Source organism: Olleya sp. KKT75, from assembly GCF_055635485.1.
The window spans coordinates 2,134,502-2,154,482 of record NZ_CM145759.1 but is presented as its reverse complement, the minus strand read 5'-3'; the positions used below and the strand labels follow the sequence as shown (position 1 = coordinate 2,154,482).

General features: G+C 33.1%; 15 protein-coding genes. 9 read left to right on the top strand and 6 right to left on the bottom strand.

Annotated features, from left to right (window positions below; genetic code table 11):
• Positions 1-6: 6 nt before the first annotated feature.
• Both rpsG and rpsL read right to left on the bottom strand, forming a co-directional pair.
• Positions 7-483, bottom strand: coding sequence for a 30S ribosomal protein S7 (gene rpsG, locus ACZ2G2_RS09485; protein ID WP_090841290.1), 477 nt, complete (start codon positions 481-483; stop codon positions 7-9).
• Between the two features lie 21 nt (positions 484-504).
• Positions 505-879: a 30S ribosomal protein S12 gene (gene rpsL, locus ACZ2G2_RS09480; RefSeq protein ID WP_028283866.1), complete on the bottom strand. Its 375-nt coding sequence runs from the start codon at positions 877-879 to the stop codon at positions 505-507.
• Between the two features lie 181 nt (positions 880-1,060).
• On the opposite strand from rpsL, the gene ACZ2G2_RS09475 reads away from it, so the two are divergent.
• The 8 genes from ACZ2G2_RS09475 to rlmB all read left to right on the top strand — a co-directional run bounded on the left by ACZ2G2_RS09475 (position 1,061) and on the right by rlmB (position 14,854).
• Positions 1,061-2,752, top strand: a complete 1,692-nt coding sequence (locus ACZ2G2_RS09475) for a ShlB/FhaC/HecB family hemolysin secretion/activation protein (RefSeq protein ID WP_470391949.1) — start codon at positions 1,061-1,063, stop codon at positions 2,750-2,752.
• Positions 2,753-2,870: 118 nt separating this feature from the next.
• Complete coding sequence (locus ACZ2G2_RS09470; RefSeq protein ID WP_470391948.1) at positions 2,871-6,095, top strand: SusC/RagA family TonB-linked outer membrane protein; 3,225 nt, start codon at positions 2,871-2,873, stop codon at positions 6,093-6,095.
• Between the two features lie 12 nt (positions 6,096-6,107).
• Positions 6,108-7,544: a SusD/RagB family nutrient-binding outer membrane lipoprotein gene (locus ACZ2G2_RS09465; protein WP_470391947.1), complete on the top strand. Its 1,437-nt coding sequence runs from the start codon at positions 6,108-6,110 to the stop codon at positions 7,542-7,544.
• Between the two features lie 427 nt (positions 7,545-7,971).
• Positions 7,972-10,977 (top strand): SusC/RagA family TonB-linked outer membrane protein, encoded by a 3,006-nt coding sequence (locus ACZ2G2_RS09460; protein WP_470391946.1) that lies wholly within the window; start codon positions 7,972-7,974, stop codon positions 10,975-10,977.
• 12 nt (positions 10,978-10,989) lie between these two features.
• Positions 10,990-12,468 carry a RagB/SusD family nutrient uptake outer membrane protein gene (locus ACZ2G2_RS09455; protein WP_470391945.1) on the top strand — a complete coding sequence of 493 codons (1,479 nt, stop codon included), beginning with the start codon at positions 10,990-10,992 and terminating at the stop codon, positions 12,466-12,468.
• Between the two features lie 18 nt (positions 12,469-12,486).
• The gene (locus ACZ2G2_RS09450) at positions 12,487-13,239 is read left to right on the top strand and encodes a hypothetical protein (protein ID WP_470391944.1); all 753 of its coding nucleotides are present in this window, start codon (positions 12,487-12,489) and stop codon (positions 13,237-13,239) included.
• Between the two features lie 12 nt (positions 13,240-13,251).
• Complete coding sequence (locus ACZ2G2_RS09445; protein ID WP_470391943.1) at positions 13,252-14,052, top strand: hypothetical protein; 801 nt, start codon at positions 13,252-13,254, stop codon at positions 14,050-14,052.
• Positions 14,053-14,119: 67 nt separating this feature from the next.
• Positions 14,120-14,854 carry a 23S rRNA (guanosine(2251)-2'-O)-methyltransferase RlmB gene (rlmB, locus tag ACZ2G2_RS09440; protein WP_470391942.1) on the top strand — a complete coding sequence of 245 codons (735 nt, stop codon included), beginning with the start codon at positions 14,120-14,122 and terminating at the stop codon, positions 14,852-14,854.
• On the opposite strand, the gene ACZ2G2_RS09435 is transcribed toward rlmB, so the two are convergent.
• Entirely contained in the window at positions 14,849-15,601 is a 753-nt protein-coding gene (locus ACZ2G2_RS09435; protein WP_470391941.1) for a rhomboid family intramembrane serine protease, read from the bottom strand. The two genes, rlmB and ACZ2G2_RS09435, sit on opposite strands and share 6 nt — an antisense overlap.
• A gap of 197 nt (positions 15,602-15,798) precedes the next feature.
• On the opposite strand from ACZ2G2_RS09435, the gene ACZ2G2_RS09430 reads away from it, so the two are divergent.
• Entirely contained in the window at positions 15,799-17,076 is a 1,278-nt protein-coding gene (locus ACZ2G2_RS09430) for a replication-associated recombination protein A (protein ID WP_470391940.1), read from the top strand.
• Here the strand turns inward: ACZ2G2_RS09430 and ACZ2G2_RS09425 are convergent.
• From ACZ2G2_RS09425 to ACZ2G2_RS09415, 3 genes are read right to left on the bottom strand one after another with little or no spacing between them, the layout of a single operon-like run.
• Positions 17,073-17,867, bottom strand: a complete 795-nt coding sequence (locus tag ACZ2G2_RS09425) for a hypothetical protein (protein WP_470391939.1) — start codon at positions 17,865-17,867, stop codon at positions 17,073-17,075. The two genes, ACZ2G2_RS09430 and ACZ2G2_RS09425, sit on opposite strands and share 4 nt — an antisense overlap.
• Before the next feature lies 1 nt (position 17,868).
• Positions 17,869-18,561: a YjjG family noncanonical pyrimidine nucleotidase gene (locus ACZ2G2_RS09420; RefSeq protein ID WP_470391938.1), complete on the bottom strand. Its 693-nt coding sequence runs from the start codon at positions 18,559-18,561 to the stop codon at positions 17,869-17,871.
• Positions 18,545-19,843 (bottom strand): polysaccharide deacetylase family protein, encoded by a 1,299-nt coding sequence (locus tag ACZ2G2_RS09415; RefSeq protein ID WP_090841320.1) that lies wholly within the window; start codon positions 19,841-19,843, stop codon positions 18,545-18,547. The genes ACZ2G2_RS09420 and ACZ2G2_RS09415 overlap by 17 nt, the downstream gene beginning before the upstream one ends.
• Between the last annotated feature and the right edge of the window lie 138 nt (positions 19,844-19,981).

Below are 19,981 nucleotides of genomic sequence, written 5' to 3'. Positions count from 1 at the left end.
ATCTTATTAAAATCTAAAGTGAGAGAATGCTTTGTTTGCCTCAGCCATTTTGTGAGTATCAGTACGTTTCTTAACTGCTGCTCCTTCTTCTTTAGCTGCTGCTAAAATTTCTGATGCTAAACGTAGTGCCATAGATTTTTCATTTCTCTTACGAGAAAAACTAATTAACCACTTCATTGCAGTTGAAACCTTACGGTCTGCACGTATTGGGTTAGGAATTTGAAATGTAGCTCCACCTACTCTACGACTACGTACTTCTACGTGAGGCATAACGTTAGATAATGCATCCTTCCAGATTTCTAATGCTGTTTTTTCTTCGTCTGTCTTTTTAGTATCTACGATGTCAATTGCGTCGTAAAACACTTTAAAGGCTACAGACTTCTTTCCGTCCCACATCATCATGTTAACAAATCTAGTTACTAACTGATCGTTAAATCGAGGATCTGGTAAAAGCGGTCTTTTTTTTGCTGCTCTTTTTCTCATGTCTTCTTCTTAAGTTTTTAATTAACTTTTAGGGCGTTTTGCACCATACTTAGATCTACGTTGTGTTCTACCTGCAACACCTGCTGTGTCTAAGGCACCACGAACGATGTGATATCTAACTCCTGGTAAATCTTTTACCCTTCCACCTCTAACCAATACTATCGAGTGCTCTTGTAAATTGTGACCTTCTCCACCGATGTATGCATTTACTTCGTTACCGTTTGTTAAACGAACCCTTGCTACCTTACGCATTGCTGAGTTTGGTTTTTTAGGTGTCGTTGTATAAACACGAGTACACACACCACGTCTTTGAGGACACGAATCTAAAGCAGCCGATTTACTCTTCTTGGTTATTTTGGCTCTTCCTTTTCGTACTAATTGTGAAATTGTTGGCATATAATTCTAATATAATTTTATGTTACCTCTCTCTAAGAGGGGTGCAAATGTAGTGATTTAATTCAAGTAATCAAACCTTAATGCATTAATTTTCAATAGAATTTAAAATTAAATTTCCACCAGATATTATTTAGTTACTTTTTTACGTTAATTTTACTTTCAACATATAATCAAACAGAATTTGAATTTTAAAACATATACAACTTGTCTAATCTTCATTTTATACGCCTCTATATTATGCAGTCAAAATTTACAATTAAAAGTAATAGGGTTTGATGATAACGAAACTTCAATATTAAGCCAATACAATACCAAAACAACGTTTGATTCTTATGAAGAACTTAAGCTAAATCTATCTCATATTAAAAATACCTTAAGACAAAATGGTTATATTAATAATCATTTACTATCTATAACTAATAGTAAAAACAAACTCTATATTGCAAAAATAGCACTCAAAAATAAAATAGAAAATGTTGTCCTATATATAGACCCTACTTTTCAGTCTAAAAACTATTTCTCTAAACTAAACATAGATAACTTAAAAAACAACACTTTTGAAGTTCCCTATTTAGCATTAGAAAAACTGTTAATTAAGTACAATAAAATAATAAGTGAAACCGGTCAACCATTTTCCACTTTACAACTTAGTGATGTCAAACAAAAAAATAACACAACCCTTTCTGCAAATCTAACAATCACGACTCAAGAAAAAAACAGACAACTAGACAAAATAATTATCAAAGGATATGATAAGTTTCCTAAATCTTATCTAAAACGATTTCTTAAAATCCAGAAAAACAAAACGTTTAACCTTTCTTCCATTAACAAAAAGACACTTCAATTAAACAACTTAAGTTTTGCTTCTCAAACTAAACCTGCTGAAATACTATTTACAAAAGATTCGACACAATTATATTTATACTTAAAAAAAACACCAAGTAACAACTTTGATGGATTTATTGGATTTACAACAAATGAACAAACCAACAAATTAGAATTTAATGGCTACTTAAATTTACAACTAGTTAATAATTTAAATTATGGCGAAAGTTTATACTTAGATTACAAAAGTGATGAGAGTGAACAGAAAAACTTCAACTTAATCGCAAATCTTCCTTATTTATTCAAAACACCAATAGGACTAGAAGCTTCACTTAATATAACAAAAAGAGATTCCTCATTTATTAACACAAAACAGAAAGCAAGTCTTTTTTATCAATTAAATGACAAAACAAGTTTATACGCGGGAATTGAAACTACAGAATCAAGTCATTTATCTGACAACCTAGAAAATATAGAAGATTACAGCTCAAATTTTCTTAAATTAAGATATCAATTCAGACAACTACAAAATGAAGACCCTCTATTTAAAATAAAGACAGAAATAAATACTGAATTTGGTACCGGAAAAAGACAAGCAACACTAAACAACCAAAGCCAAAATTCTATAGATTTTAATGGTAGCCACATTTTTAATTTAAATAATAATAACAGCTTCTATATTAAAAGCATAATTCAACTCATTTTGTCAGAAAACTACCTCGAAAACGAGCTTTTTAGGTTTGGAGGTGTTAATACTATACGAGGATTTACAGAAAATAGTCTAATTGCTAACAGCATTTACATATTAAACACAGAATACAGATACAAATTAAGCGACAGTATTTTTCTTAATTCTGTTATAGATATAGCACACTTTAAAAACGATAATTTAAACCAAAAAGAAAATCTATATGGTTTTGGTTTTGGTTTCGGAATACTCACCAATGCTGGATTACTTCGATTTATTTATGCTAATGGTAAAACAGAACAAGCCCCTTTCAACTTCTCTAATTCTAAGATTCATATTAGCCTAAAGGCGACCTTCTAATTTAGAATAAATCAAACATTTTAACTCATGTTAATTTAATATTAAAAAAAACTGCCTAAACATTGTTTTATTACCAAATTATTTAGATTTTTGGGATAGACTAATTTAATATATTAATATGAAAACAAATTTAAATCGAATTTTAACACTGTTCTTAGTGATGGTAGCCAGTCTATCGTACGCTCAAGAACGAACAATCTCAGGAACTATTACTGATGAAAATGGACTACCATTGCCCTCAGCAACAATTGTTGTAAAAGGAACTTCTAATGGTAGCACTTCAGATTTTGATGGAAACTACTCTATTCAAGCAAGTAATGGTCAAGTATTAAACTTTAGCTATGTTGGGTATGACTCTGTTGAAAAAACAATTGGAGCCTCTAGCACTATTAGCGTTAGTTTACAACCAGGTAATACTTTAGACGAAGTTGTTGTAACAGCTTTAGGTATTAAAAGAGAAAAGAAAAGTTTAGGTTATGCTACTCAAGAAGTTGCAGGTGATGAAGTTTCTAAAGTGAAATCTTCAAACTTTGTTAATTCTCTTTCAGGAAAAGTAGCTGGTTTAGACGTAAAATCTTCTGGTACTTTAGGAGGATCTACAAACGTTGTAATTAGAGGTAATGCCTCTATTGCAGGTAACAACCAAGCTTTATTTGTAATTGACGGAATACCTGTTGATAACGGAAATTCTAACAGTGCTACACAACGTTCTGGTGGTGGTGGTTATGACTATGGTAATGCCGCTTCAGATATTAACCCTGATGATATTGCAACTATTAACGTTTTAAAAGGTGCTGCAGCAACTGCACTTTACGGATCTAGAGCATCTAACGGTGTTGTAATGATTACGACTAAAAAAGGTAAAAAAAGAAAAGGTATTGGTGTAACTTTAAATTCTAGTTATACTATCGGATCTGCTGATACTGAAACATTACCAGTATACCAAAAGAAATACGGTGCAGGTTATGGACAATTTTATGATGATCCTTCAGGGTACTTTGGATACACGGATATTGATGGAGATGGTAACCCAGATCTAACAACTCCTTTTACTGAAGATGCATCTTACGGTGCTGCTTTTGACCCATCATTAGATGTTTACCAATGGAACTCTATTTACCCACAATTAACGGATACTTACCAACAAGCTACTCCATGGGTTGCAGGTGCTAATGATCCAAATTCTGTATGGAAAAGTGGAGCTACTAGTGTAAACTCTGTATCTCTTGACGGTGGTAATGACACAAGTTCTTTCAGATTAGGTTTCACAAACATGTTACAAGAAGGAAACCTTCCTAACAGTGAAATTAAAAGAAACACAATTAACTTTTCGGCATCTCACGACTTAACAGAAAAATTAACTGCATCTACAACGTTTACATATACTAAAACAAACGGAAAAGGTAGATATGGTACCGGTTATTCTGCAAACAATGTTATGCAACAATTTAGACAATGGTTTCAAGTAAACGTTGACGTTGCTGCTTTAGAACAGGCTTATTTTGATACAGGAGACAACATTACATGGAATCCAACATCTGCAACAAACCTTTCTCCAATTTATTCTGATAATCCTTATTGGACATTCTACGAAAATTATGAGACAGATCAAAGAAATAGATATTTTGGTAACTTTGCATTAGATTACGAAATCAATGATTGGTTAAGTATTTTAGGTAGATTTACATTTGATACTTATTCTGAATTACAAGAAGAAAGAATTGCTATTGGTAGTAATAATGTTTCTTCTTACAGTAGATTTAACAATAACGTAGCAGAATATAACTACGACTTTATCTTAAGTGCAAACAAAAACATTACAGAAAAATTAAATATTGAAGGTAACATTGGATTTAACTTAAGACGTAATGATAGAAATAGTATTGATGCACAAACAAATGGTGGTTTAAACCTTGCTAACTTGTATGCATTATCTAATAGTGTAAATGCAATGAACGCTCCAGTAGAATATGATGCAACTTCAAAAGTAGATGGAATATATGGAAGAGCTAGTTTAGGTTATGACGGTTTTGCTTACTTAGAAGGTACATATAGAGTAGACCGTTCTTCTACGCTACCTAAAGAAAATAATAGTTTTGACTATTTTTCTGTAGCATCTAGTATAATCTTTTCTAAATTTATAGATGCAGATTGGTTATCATTTGGTAAACTTAGTGCTAATTATGGTGAAGTAGGATCAGATACTACTCCATACAGTGTATTTAACACTTATGGTATTGGAACTCCGTTTTCAGATACAGGTATAGCTTCTAACCCAGGAGCAAGAAACAACCCATATCTCGAACCAGAAAGACAAGAAAATTACGAATTTGGTTTAGACACACAATTCTTCAACAGAAGATTAGGTATTAACGTATCGTACTACAATACTCAAAACATAAATCAAATTACAAGTGTACCAGTATCAAATGCAACAGGATATACGTCTGTTTTATTAAATGCAGGTACAATGGAAAACAAAGGTTGGGAAGTGCAATTAAATGCAACACCTATAAAAACTGAAAACTTTAGCTGGGATGTAAATGTAAACTGGGCGAAAAACAAAAGTTTAGTTGTATCACTTGCTGATGGTATTGATAACTTACAGTTAGCATCACTACAAGGAGGAATTTCTATAAATGCAACTCCAGGACAACCTTACGGAACAATTAGAGGTACAGACTTAGTATACCACTCTAATGGAGAGCCAATAGTGCAATCAAATGGATATTACCAAACTACTAGTACTAATAACGAAATAATTGGTGACATTAACCCAGAATGGACTGCAGGTTTAAACAACAGTTTTAACTACAAAAACTTCAACTTAAGCTTCTTAATTGATATGCAAAAAGGTGGAGATGTATTCTCTTTAGATACTTGGTACGGTTATGCAACAGGATTGTATGATTTTACAGCTGCCAACAACGAATTAGGAAACCCAGTAAGAAACCCAGTAACAACTGGAGCAGATAGCGGTGGTGTACTTTTATCTGGTGTACAAGCTGATGGTTCAGTAAACACAGTAAGAGCTAATGCTAGTAACTACGCAAACCCATGGGGTTATGTAAGAACAGCAAATAGCCAACACGTTTATGACGCTGGATTTATTAAATTAAGAGAAGCAAGTATTACTTACAAATTTGATGACAAGATTTTAAGCCAAGTACCATTTACAGCAGCTTCTATTTCATTAATTGGAAGAAACTTATGGATCATTGATAAAAGCGTACCTTACGCAGATCCTGAAGCAGGTTTAAGCTCAGGTAATGTTCAAGGATACCAATCAGGTACTTACCCTTCTATTAGAGAAATAGGGGCTTCATTAAAGTTACAGTTCTAAAAACAAAACATTATGAAAAAAACATTTATAACAATATTATCAGTCATAACATTGTTTGGTTGTCAATCAGACGAGCAATATGAAGACTTAAATAGAGATCCAAAAAATCCAACGGAAGTTGATGCCGATTTTTTATACAACTCTGCAACAAAGAGTTTGTTTAATCAAATGACCAGTACTAACGTCAATAATAACGTATTTAGATTATTAGGACAATACTGGACTGAAACGACATACACGGACGAAAGCAACTACGATTTAGTTGGACGTAATATTCCAGAAAGTCATTGGTCTGAGCTATACAGAGATGTATTATTAGATTTACAAACTTCTAATCAAGTAGTTTTAGCAGACCCTATATTAACTCAGTCTGAAAAAAATGCTAGAATTGGACAAATAGAAGTGTTAGCAATCTACACTTGGCAACAAATGGTAGATACATTTGGAGATATACCTTACTCGGATGCTCTAGGTCTATCAACGTTACCAAAATACGATGACGCTGAAACTATTTACCTTGATTTATTAGACAGAATAAATGCTGCCATTCCTAATTTGGCAGGAACAGGATTTACTTCTACTGATAAAATATATGGAGGTGACATGGTTGCTTGGAACAAATTTGCAAATTCTTTAAAATTAAAATTAGGAATTCGTTTATCTGACTTCAATACAGCTTTATCACAGTCTACTGTAGAGTCTGCATATGCAGCGGGAGTATTTACATCTAATGCAGATAATGCATTATTAACTTACGAATCTGCTACACCTAATACAAATCCATTATGGGTTGACTTAGTACAGTCAGGGCGTACGGATTTTGTACCTGCTAACACTTTAGTAGATGTAATGAATACACTTGAAGATCCAAGAAGAATGACCTATTTTGATGAAAATATGGGTGCAGGAACTTACGTTGGTGGAATATACGGTGATAACAATACATTTGGTAACTATACTCATATCGTAGGATATGACGACGGTACATCTTTACACGACCCAACATTACCAGGTGTTTTATTAGACTTTTCTGAAGTATCTTTTTACTTAGCAGAAGCTGGTCATAGAGCATGGAATGTAGGTGGTACCGCTGATCAACACTATACAAATGGTATCACAGCATCTTTTGATTACTGGGGAGCTGCAGACTTAGCAACTTACTTAGCTGATCCTGCTGTTGCTTATGCTACTGCTGCTGGTGACTGGAGACAAAAAATTGGTACTCAGTTCTGGTTAGCAATGTATAATAGAGGATTTGAAGGATGGACTGTTTGGAGAAAATATGACAATCCAACATTTAACCTTCCTGTAGTGACTTCTAATCCTGTTCCAACAAGATACACGTATCCTGTAAACGAACAAAACTTGAACGAAACAAACTGGTCTGCTGCTTCTGCTGCAATTGGTGGGGATAGTCAAACAACTAAAATATTCTGGGATGTAAACTAATCATTCCTAAAACATATTTAAAAGCCTCATAAGTTAATCTTATGAGGCTTTTTTTATTCAATTAATTTAAAAATAAAAACATCATAAAAATTGTAGGAAAAATATTTAATATAATCTTAACATTAGTATGGGTAACAAAATTGAAAAAGTAATTTAAGTATAAAAGCCTTTAACATATTATTAGCATTACTAGTTCACTATCACATTATTACGACAAAACAACGGAATACGCACAACAGAAATGCCACGACAAAAAACCATGAATTCCAATATAGCAAGACAACCAACCTACTATTGAATATATGCAAACACATTGCTCAAATCCTTGCATAATTCACTTATCTAAATCAAATATTATGATAAAAAAGTTGTTTTATTAAGTTTTTATTATGATTTTTGGCACAGACTAATTCAAATAAAAATAAAAATGAAAACAAAGTTTAGTGGAATTTTAACGCTATTTCTAGCGTTTGTTGTGCAAATAACGTTTGCACAAGACAAAACAGTTTCAGGAGTTGTTTCTGACGAAAATGGTATGCCATTACCAACTGCAAACGTAGTTATTAAAGGTACATCAACTGGGACATCAACAGATTTTGATGGTAATTACTCAATCAAAGCAAAAGTTGGTGACAAACTGCAATTTAGTTATGTAGGATACGGTAACAAAGAAGTTACAGTCCAAGCAGCTAATAAAATTAACATTGCCTTAGAACCTGACAATGCATTAGATGAAGTGGTAATTGTAGCTGCCTACGATATCAGACGTACTCAAAAAACGACTACATCGGCAATACAAACAGTTTCCTCTGAAACTATTTCAACAAGACCAAACGCTTCTTTAGTTCAGACGTTGCAAGGACAAGCAGCTGGTTTAAACATTACTACTAACTCTGGGCAACCTGGAGGAGATAGTGAGATTAACTTAAGAGGTGTTGGATCACTATCTGGAAAAACTGAGCCATTGTTTATAATGGACGGAATACCTATCGATCAAGATAACTTTAGAAGTTTAAACCCTAATGAAATTGCGTCGGTATCTGTACTAAAAGATGCAGGAGCAACATCTATTTACGGAAATAGAGGTGCAAATGGTGTAATTATCATTACAACTAAAAGAGGAAAGAAAAACAGTAATTTACAAGTTACTTATACGGGTATAACAAGTATATCTCAACTACAAGGTCATGATTATGATCTAATGAACTCTAAAGAGCAATTACTTTTAGAAAGAGCTGTAGGAAATGGTAGAGGTGCAACTATTGGTGATGCAGAAATCGATGCAATAGCAAGATATGCGGACACTGAATGGGTTGATGTGTTTTTTAGAAATGCAATGACACAAAATCATACAATAGGAATTACTTCTGGTGGAGAAAACTCTAGTTCATTTACATCTGTAGGTTATTTTGACGCTCAAGGTATTTTAAAGCAAAGTGCACTACAACGTTTTAACTTAAGAAATAACTTTAATGGTAATTCAAAAAACGAACGTTTTAATTACGGTACGTCTTTATCTTTAAACTTTTCTAAAAATGATGAACCAAACAGTATTGGATCTGGAGCAGTAAACCGTAACTATGTATTAGGAGCTTACCAATCTTTACCTTACAGATCACCTTCTGAATACACAGTAGGAGCTGGAGGAGATTTAGCACCTACATTTGCAAATACGCCATTATTATTATTAGATAGATTAGCAACTTATGAGCGTAGTGAGAATGAAATAAAGATATTAGCAAGTATTAATGCTGGGTATAAATTAACCGACAAGTTAACATTTAACACAAGAGTAAGTGCAGATTTTACTGATGAGCAATTTATCAGATCTGAAGCTCCTGAAAGTTTTAACTCTCAGTTTTTTGCAGGTGTTGGCGAAGATTTACCTGGTACAGTTGATCAACAATCTACTAGAACAGTTGCAATGGATATTGTAAACTCATTAAACTATTCTACTAAATTTGGTGATAAACACACCTTAGATACTGGGATATACATGGAGTATTACAAAGCACATTTAAGATCATTTGGATTTAGACAAAATGGTTTAGACCCAAAAACATGGTACCCTGGTGATGGAAGTGGGTTTATAGATGATAATGCTGATAATGACTTTTACGTTGATACTGTAAATGCGGGTTATAACAATGCTGGGTTATTCTCTTACTTTGCTAATGCAGATTACGATTATGACAACAAATATGGATTAACACTTACTGGTCGTAGAGATGCATCATATAGATTTGCAGGATCAAATAAATGGGGAACGTTCTACGCAGTAGCTGGACGTTGGAACATTGATCAAGAATCATTTATGGAAGACTCTGCTTTTAATTTATTAAAACTTAGAGCTTCATACGGTACTTCTGGTAACCAAGATATAGCTGGTGTTTCAGGGCAAGGAGCTGACTTTAGCGCAAACTCATTAACATTAGATTTATACGCTACAGGATCTGGTTACGGAAACCAGAACTCAATCTTTCAATCTCAAATAGCTAATCCTGATTTAAAATGGGAAACAAGTGGTATGACAAACATTGGACTTGATTTTGAGGTATTTAATTCAAGATTAAGAGGATCTTTAGATGTATACAAAAAAGATACAGAAGATGTATTCCAATTTCAACCAACATCTTCGTATACAGGTACAACAGGACAATCTGTAAACGCAGGAAACTTAATTAACAAAGGTGTTGATTTAAGTTTAGGATATGATGTATTAAAAAGTGATGAAGGTTTAAACCTATCTGTTAGTTTTGTAGGTAACTATAATAAATCAGAACGTTACGGAGCACAAGACAGTACTATAGAAGAAGGAGGTCCAATAGGTCAATACTATTTAATTAGATATGCTGGAGTTAATCCTGCAAATGGTAATCTGTTATTTTTAGATGCTAATGGAGACTTAACGGAAACGCCAGATGAAGATGCAGATAGAGTGTTTACAGGTAAAAATCGATATGCAGATTATCAAGGAAGTTTTGGTTTTGAAGCAGACTATAAAGGTTTTTACGTCTCAACACAGTTTAACTATGTAATTGGTGCTGATAGATTCGATTTCAACTACTCTGGTTTTATTGACCCAACAAGTGTTGGTAACTTTAGAAGCTCACGTGATTTACAAAGAGCATGGACTCCTACAAACAGATATACTGATATTCCATCTCTTACAGCAACTAACCTAAATTTTGCTGGTGATCGTTTTTTACAAAGCGCAGATTATCTAAGATTAAGATTTCTTAGTTTTGGATATAACTTTAACAGAAGTGTCCTAGAAAAAATGAACTTAAAAACATTAAGACTATTTGCTAACGCTGAAAATTTCTTAACTATTACAGGTTGGAGAGGTGATGATGCAGAAGGTATTGGATCAACTCAAAATAATTACCCAACACCAAGAACATTCTCAATAGGTTTAGAATTAGGTCTTTAAAAAAAAACAAAAATGAAGAAAATAAATAAATTTTACGCGATAATTTTAGCGTTGATTACGTTTGCTTGTAACGATGCTATAGACATAGATCAACCAGGACTATTACTAGCTGAAAACGCTTTTCAAAGTGTAGGAGATCTAGAAGCTGGTTTGTATGGTGCTTATGCCAATTTTGATTATACAGGAGAAATACTATTTAATGGTATTTATACTGATGAGTTAGCTTTGGGTACCGAAAATGGTGGACAAAATGCTAGTGAGTATGATTTAGTATTAACATCTGCTAGTGGGTTTCCTGCAATAATGTGGACAAAATATTACATTGCATTAGCTAATGTTAACTTATTAATTGAAGCTTCTAACGCCATTCAACCTGAAGATGACGAATTAGATAACTATAATTCAATAGTAGGACAGGCTTATGCTTTAAGAGCATTTGCACACTTCCAATTACAAACATACTATACAACGGACTATACTGATGACTCAGCAATGGGCGCGATAGCTTTAACGTATGTACCTGAAATTGGAGAACAATTACCAAGAAATACAAACGGAGAGGTGTTTACTTTAATAGAGTCTGACTTAACATTAGCTAATAGCTTATTAGATAATAGCACAAGTAACCCAACGTTTATAAACAAGGATGTTATTAAAGCACTTTCTGCAAGAATGGCAGCTTATAGAGGTAACTATACATTAGCTTCAACATTAGCTTCAGAGCTGTTAGCTGACTACCCAATTGCTAACACAGCAGATTACTTTAACATCTGGACAGATACAAGTAACTCTGAAGTTATATTCAAGTTAGAAAGAACAGATAACGATGCTTATGATAACCAAGGAACAGCAAGCGGTGGTACTGCTGGTAGTTTATTTGCTTTTGGTAACAGCACAATCTCTGGTTCTCCATTTATGGAAATGGACCGTCACTTATTTAACAATTTAAATAGTGGGGATATTAGATCTTCTCGTTACATAGATCCTTCATCACTTATATCTCCTGACTACGAGAATGCACTTAATTATAAAGCTGAAGACGTTTTAGTAATTAGAAAATATCCTGGTTCTGAGGGAGTTAACTTAATGAATGATTTAAAAGTATTTAGATCTCCTGAAATGCTATTTATTATGGCTGAGGCTGCTGCCGAAAATGGACAGCTAGTGCAAGTTGCAACGTTAATTAAACAATTAAGAGACGCTAGATTTGGATCTTCGCAAACATTGCCTGTATATGACAACCAAACAGAAGCTTTTGGTGCAATATTAGACGAAAGAAGATTAGAGTTGGCCTATGAAGGACATAGATGGGTGGATATTAAAAGACTTGGAGCTAAAGGGAACAGAACTTTAGACAGAGAACCTTTAGATTGTGCGGCTGTAAATGCAGCTGAATGCAGTATGCCAAATACAGATAAAAGATTTACAATGCCAATTCCTTTAAACGAAATTGACATTAATCCTTTATTAGCTCAAAATCCTGGGTACTAATTTAAATATAAAACAACAATGAAAAACATAAGAAAAATATTAACAATGTCACTAGTAGCTTTTAGTTTCTTCGCATGTGAAGAAAATGAAAATGTGACATATGACGGTTCTCAAACTGGTGTTGGTTTTACAGAAGCAACACAATCATTAACTGTACGTACTGAAGGATCAACAATAACTTTAGATGCACAAGCAACTACTTTGTCGGAATCTGACAGAACGTATAACGTAACTGTTGATATGGAAGCAACAACTGCTCCATCTCCAAGTAACTACTCATTTGGTACTTTAACTATCCCGGCAAATTCTTTTGACGGGTCTATGGACGTTACATTTAACGACACAGACTTAGTTGATTTTGTATCATATGACTTAGTATTAAAACTAGAATTGGATGCAGGATTAGCTGTAGTAGGATCAGAAACAGCAACTATATCATTTAATAAATATATACTATGTAATGATGTAGAACTTGTAATAAACGATGATAGATATGCTTCAGAAAGAACTTGGGACATCGTAGATTCAAATGGTGATGTAGTGCAATCTGGTGGACCTTACAGTGATGTAATTGGTGGCCAGGTCATAACTGCTAACTTTACATTAGCTGACGGTTGTTATACATTTACTATGTATGACTCATTTGGTGATGGACAAGTTGATGGAACTGTGACTGGAGATTACTCTTTAGACTGCTCAATTATTAACCATGCATCCGGTACAGGTAACTGGGGTAGTTCAGATTCAACTGATTTTTGCGTTAACCCATAATAAATAAAAAAAATGAAAAATATAAAACATATACTTTCAATATTCGCTATCTGCCTATTAATAGTAGGCTGTGAATCTAATGATGACAAACTTACAGGTGGTAATTCAGACTCTGGTTGGATCCAATTAGATGCTGACTCGAGTAGTGCATTTGATAATCAAGGAATTGTTGAAATTCCTTATTCTTTACCTTACGGTACAAATTTTGAAGGTTTAGCTTTAACGTACAGTATTGAATTAGTATCAGGTTCTTATCCTGAATCTTCATTAGGTAACTTTACAACTGCAGTAGGCTCAGGGCTTAACGAAGGAGTAATACAATTTAATTTACAAAATGTAAGTAGCAATTATGAATTACTTTTTACTTTAGTAAGCTCTAGCAACCCTGACTACTTAATAGGTTTACCTGACGGTAGCAAGCAAACTACTTATACGCTTTCTGTTTGTAATGTACAAACATCTGCAACCTATTTAGGGGATGCTTTTTCTACTGATCTAGGAGATCCTGCAGGAACAGTAGTGCCACCATACACTGTAACTGTAACACCTTTAGAAGAATGTGGAACATACAGTTTAGACACTAGTTGGGGTCCAGATTTTGTCCCTAACGTATGTGGAGGATGTGTAGCTGTAGGACAATTTCCTAACGCTTCAGTTCTAACTATAAATTCAGATAACTCTGTAACAATAGTTGGAGATAATGGAAGTGGAACTGGTACATTTGATCCTATAAACGACACGTTTACTTTAAGTATAGCACAAGAATTATTTACGAGTGACTTTAATGTGGATGTAGTTTTAACTGGAAACTAAAAAGAATATTTTCTTTATACTTAAAAGAGCCTGCAATTTGCAGGCTCTTTTTTTATACCTTTGCGTCATGGAAAAAACCACTCAAATATTTGGTCTTAGAGCTATTATTGAAGCTTTAAATGCAGGAGAGCATGTAGATAAAGTCTTTTTACAAAAAGGACTTAAGGGCGACTTGTTTCAAGAATTAGAAACCGTTTTAAAAAGCAAAAGAGTAAACTCTTCTTATGTACCGGTTGAAAAATTAAACCGATTAACTAAAAATAATCATCAAGGCGCTGTAGCACAAATTAGCCCAGTCAAGTTTTATGACATTGAAGAGCTATTTGAAATGGTATCTGCAAAAACAAAAACACCTCTTTTTTTATTACTTGACCAATTAAGTGATGTAAGAAATTTTGGTGCTATTATCCGTACTGCAGAATGTACTGGTGTGGATGGTATAATTATACAAAGTAAAGGTGCTGCTCCTGTCAATGGAGACACAATTAAAACTAGTGCTGGTGCTGTATTTAAAGTGCCATTATGTAGAGTTGATCACATAAAAGACGCGGTATTCTTTTTACAGTCGTCAGACATAAAAGTAATTGCGGCTACAGAAAAAACAGATAATACATTGTATGATGTTTCTTTTAAAGAACCTTGTGCTATAATAATGGGATCTGAAGGACGTGGCATAAATCCTTCTATTTTAAAAATAGCAAACGAAAAAGCTAAATTGCCTTTATTAGGAGAAATAGAATCTTTAAATGTAAGTGTAGCTTGTGGTGCGTTTTTATACGAAGTTGTAAGACAACGTTTATAGTTCCTTATTTTCTTTAAACGTATAAGTAATAGTTACTGGTAGAGTTACTTTTGGAAGATTACTTTCAGGTAACTCCTCCTCTACTACGGTTTCAATAAAATTACCATTTTCATCAAAATGTTGTAAAAACTCGTCCTCCTCTTCATTGTAGTTTGGATCTTCCCACACATATCTTTTCGGCTTTGCTATTTGTTTTCTAAATACAAATGCAAATAGTAATCCTACTAATAAACCACTTAAATGGCCTTCCCAAGAGATGCCTTCTTCTAGTGGTATTGTATTCCAAATCATACTCCCGTATAAAAAAGCCACTAATAAGGATAAGGCTATTAACCTATAGTGTTTTGCAAAGACACCTTTAAAAAAAATAAAACTAGCCAAGACATAAATTAAACCACTTGCACCTATATGGTAAGATGGTCTTCCAATACACCATGTTAAAAAACCTGATAATAAAATACCGTATAGTAAAACTTTAAAAGCTATAGGCCTGTAAAAATAAAACAGCGCTGTACTTAAAACAAATAATGGTATGGTATTATGCCATAAATGGGAAATTCCGGAATGTATAAACGGACTACATATAACACCAATCAAACCTGAGAGTTTTTGAGGATAAATACCTAAAAAATTTAATGGATACCCAAACCTTAACTCTAGAGCAAATATTAACCACAACAACATTACAAATGCAATTGGATAGATTATAACATCTATGGTAAATTTAAAAGGCTCTTGTGGTTTCATTCAAAGTCAATATAGCAAATAGTTATCCAATTTTACTGTATTGCAATAATGTCAGTCGCATACTGCGTGAAGGATTGAACGGGTTGTCTGAAATCCTTTTTGCCTAAGCAAAAAGATTGAGTAGTGAAAGCCTGACTTTTTTGTGAAGAATGAGCAAAAAAGGCACGCCAAAACAAAATTTAATTTAATTTTACATTATGAACACGCCTTTAGCAGAAAGATTACGTCCACAAACCCTAGACGACTACATCAGTCAATCACACTTAGTAGGACCAAATGGAACTTTAACTAGCCATATTAATCAAGGAATTATACCTAGTATGATCCTTTGGGGCCCTCCTGGTATTGGAAAAACAACATTAGCCAATATTATTGCGACTACTTCTAAACGTCCTTTTTATACTTTAAGTGCGATAAGTTCTGGTGTTAAAGATGTGCGAGAGGTTATTGAAAAGGCCAAAAATAGTGGTGGGCTTTTTACTGCTAAAAATCCCATATTATTTATTGACGAAATTCATAGATTTAGTAAATCGCAACAAGATAGTTTGCTTCAGGCTGTAGAGAAAGGTTGGGTCACATTAATTGGGGCTACTACAGAAAACCCAAGCTTTGAAGTTATCTCTGCATTATTGTCACGCTGTCAGGTTTATATTTTAAAAGCTTTTGAAAAAAGCGATTTAGAAGCCCTTTTAAAGCGTGCAATTGAAAAAGACGAGTTCTTGTCTAAAAAGAACATAAAACTAGAAGAAACTAATGCTTTACTGCGCTTATCTGGTGGAGATGCCAGAAAATTATTAAACATCTTTGAATTGGTGGTTAATAGTGACGTTAAAGATGTGATTACTATTACTGATGCAATGGTTTTGGAGAAGGTCCAAAATAATACGGTACGTTATGATAAAACGGGAGAGCAACATTATGATATAGTATCGGCATTTATAAAATCTATTAGAGGAAGCGATCCTAATGCGGCTGTTTACTATTTGGCTAGAATGGTTGAAGGTGGTGAGGATGTTAAATTTATTGCTCGTCGTTTATTAATCCTGGCTAGCGAAGATATTGGCAATGCTAACCCGACTGCTTTGGTTATGGCAAATACAACGTTTCAGGCAGTAACCACAATTGGTTATCCTGAATCAAGAATTATTTTAAGTCAATGTGCTACATATTTAGCATGTTCGCCAAAAAGTAATGCTGCTTATATGGCAATAAACCACGCGCAACAATTGGTTAAACAAACGGGCGATTTAAGTGTGCCTTTAAATATTAGAAATGCACCGACTAAATTAATGAAAGAGATTGGTTATGGAGAAGACTATAAATACAGCCATAATTATGAAAATAATTTTGCTAGTCAAGAATTTTTGCCAAAAGAGGTTAGTAATACAAGATTATACGAACCCGGAAATAATGCTAGGGAAAATGCCCAACGTGACTTTTTAAAATCACGTTGGAAAGAAAAATATGGATACTAAAACTGGATATTAATTGCTTTAGTCACTAAAGTATCATTTTTATACTGTGCTAAAATCCATTGCGCATTCATTTTATAAATAACAGCATCCATTCCTTTTACAACATAAACATCTTCTTTTCCTGAAAACAAAATGGTGTAAGCGATAGTGTTATTATCCGTTTTTAATTGATAACAAAATACTGAACCTGGGATCAATTCTGCTGTATACAAATCCTTTTTAGAGACTTTTAAATTAGTGGTCTCAACCACTGTTTTTAATACTGTATTTGGTGTTTTTTCTTGAGGCTTAACTATTGTATCAGGCGTATCTTCTTCCTCTAAAACTAATGGTTGACTTACCTTTTTTGCTTTATAGTTATGCTTAAAATTTTGAAAGGTTTTAATTGTATTACGTAAAGCAACATTGTAAGCTACTTTATATTGCTTATCAGAAGAAATCCCCTCTTCCGAGGTAAATACAACCTGATTATTGCAATTTCTAAAATTAATTGTTAGCTTTGTTTTAAACATATTACTATGTTCAGTCACATCTGCATAAACCACTAAACATCCATTTTTAACAGCATCTTCTGGTAAACTTTCTGACTCCAGAAAAACTATAAAGTTTTGCTTGCGTAATAAAAACTGAGTTAGTCCATTTAATTGGTAATCGTTAGCGTTTTTTTGACAAGAAAACTGTTCCGGCACCACAATGTATTTATAATCGTTTAACTGTTCTTGTGCATTTAAAGCGATTGAAAAAGTAAATAAGAAGATTACTAAAGCTGTTATTTTATGTTGAAATTTCATGTTATAAATATTTTTTAATGTCTAATAAGTGGTTTACAAATTTAATATCTGGTTGCTCTTGTACGTTGTGGTAATTAAAACAGATGGCATCTAAACCTATATTTAAAGCACCCAATATATCTGCTTCGTAATTATCTCCAATCATAATACTATTTTTTGTTTCGGCTTTAGCCGAATTTAAAGCATGATTAAAAATTTGAGGGTTAGGTTTTTTAACGCCTGCGCTTTCTGCACTAGTCACCGTTTCAAAGTAGTGATCCAATTTGGAGCTTTTTAATTTATTAGTTTGCGCCTCTTTAAATCCGTTTGTTATTATGTGTAATTTATACTTTGTTTTTAGGTAATCCAAAATTTGATAAGTACCATCATAAACATGATTAAAACTAGATAAAAAAGTAATGTAATCTTCTGATAACTGATGGATTATTTGATCTTCTACAGTAAACTGTAACGCATCAAAAGTTTCCTTTAACCTATTATAACGTAAATCTTCTTTGGTTACTTTTTCGTCTCTGTATAATTTCCAGTATTTAAGATTTATGGGTTCGTAAAAACTTAAAAAATCCGTTAAACTAGCAGTTACATTATGCTTTTTAAAAATAAACTCAAAGGTTAAAGCTGAGTTTTTATCAAAGTCCCAAAGGGTATGATCTAAATCGAAAAAAACGTGTTCTACTTTATTTGTTTTTGGCATCCAATATTATATTAAAAAGGGTTTTAAAATGTTTCCAACGGTCTTGTTTGCTAAACGTATAATTATGAAATACGGGTACAAATGTTCCGTTTACTTTTTTGATACTGCTTATTAGTCGTTTTAAAGCTTGTTCCTTATCTAATAACGAATGGTATTTTAAAAAAGCAAAATCTAACGCTTGATAGGGCACTATTTTTAAAGGCGTTTGAACTTCAAAATCTAAGTCAAAAAATAAAAAAGGAGTACATGTTCCGGCTCTAAAGCCTAAGTGATTGACATAACCCATGGTGTAGTCTTCAGGGATTTCTAACTCTACTAAATTACGGTAAGACTCTGGTAAATTTACTTTAGAAAACGATTGCCTAGAGCCAACAATAGCCGTATTTATAATGGCTTCCATCCTAACTTTCTCTTCCTTTAACAACTCTAAATTTGTTAATGCGAAAAATGATGTTTTTATACCGACTTGGCAATAATCTGCCACGTGCTTTATAAGCGATACAAACTTTTGTTTTTGGGGATTTATATTTTTATCGTAGGTCGAAAAATCGCCTAACAAAAAGAAAAATACAAATTTATATTTTGAAGATTTTTGCTTATTAATAATATATTTATAAGTATCAAAAGGGTCCCGTTTAAATCCACTTAAAACAGAATAACGTTGATAAAATCGTTTAAATTTAAAAGTAAATACATCTTTAAACGTCCCACCTAAAGTACGCATGACGCCTTTTAACTTATACTCATAAGCCACAGGTACATCTATAACCGGTTTAACGGTATATACTTGTTCTGGAAAAACAAAATCAGGATAATTACTTTCTAATAGATGTTTAAATTTATAAGCCCAAATATCTACGACTGGTTGATCCAGAAAATTATTTTTAAAGGCTATACTCTCTTGTGCAGTAAAACGCCCATATTGATCCTTTACATGTGGTAAATACTCTTCATAGCGACTTAATAAATAAAACGAAGCTGCAAAAATATCAAATGGTAATGCACTTTTATCTCCTGCAGTAAAAAAACACTTGGTGTCCTCCCAAGGTAGCACAGCAATATCTATGTCTGACAAACCTTGTTCAAACAATAACTCATTACTACGTATAAAAATCTCGTTACTTAAAGGTTGTCTTGTGTAGGACATTTTTAGGCTATCGTGCGCAATAAAGGTTTCGATAGTTGTAGTAAAACTTACAGGTATGCCCAAAACACGAGTGCAAATTTGTTTAAAAACATATTTGACTCTTGGTGTTATTTTATGTGTGTAAACTAGTAGCATTTATTTTGAAAGTAGTATTCTGTATTTAGTAAGCAGTCTACTAATATCAAAAATATGAATTTCCAAAAGTAAAAGCCTTACATTATAAATATAAATGCATAAACCAGGTCTTCTAATTATAGATATTTAATATTGGAC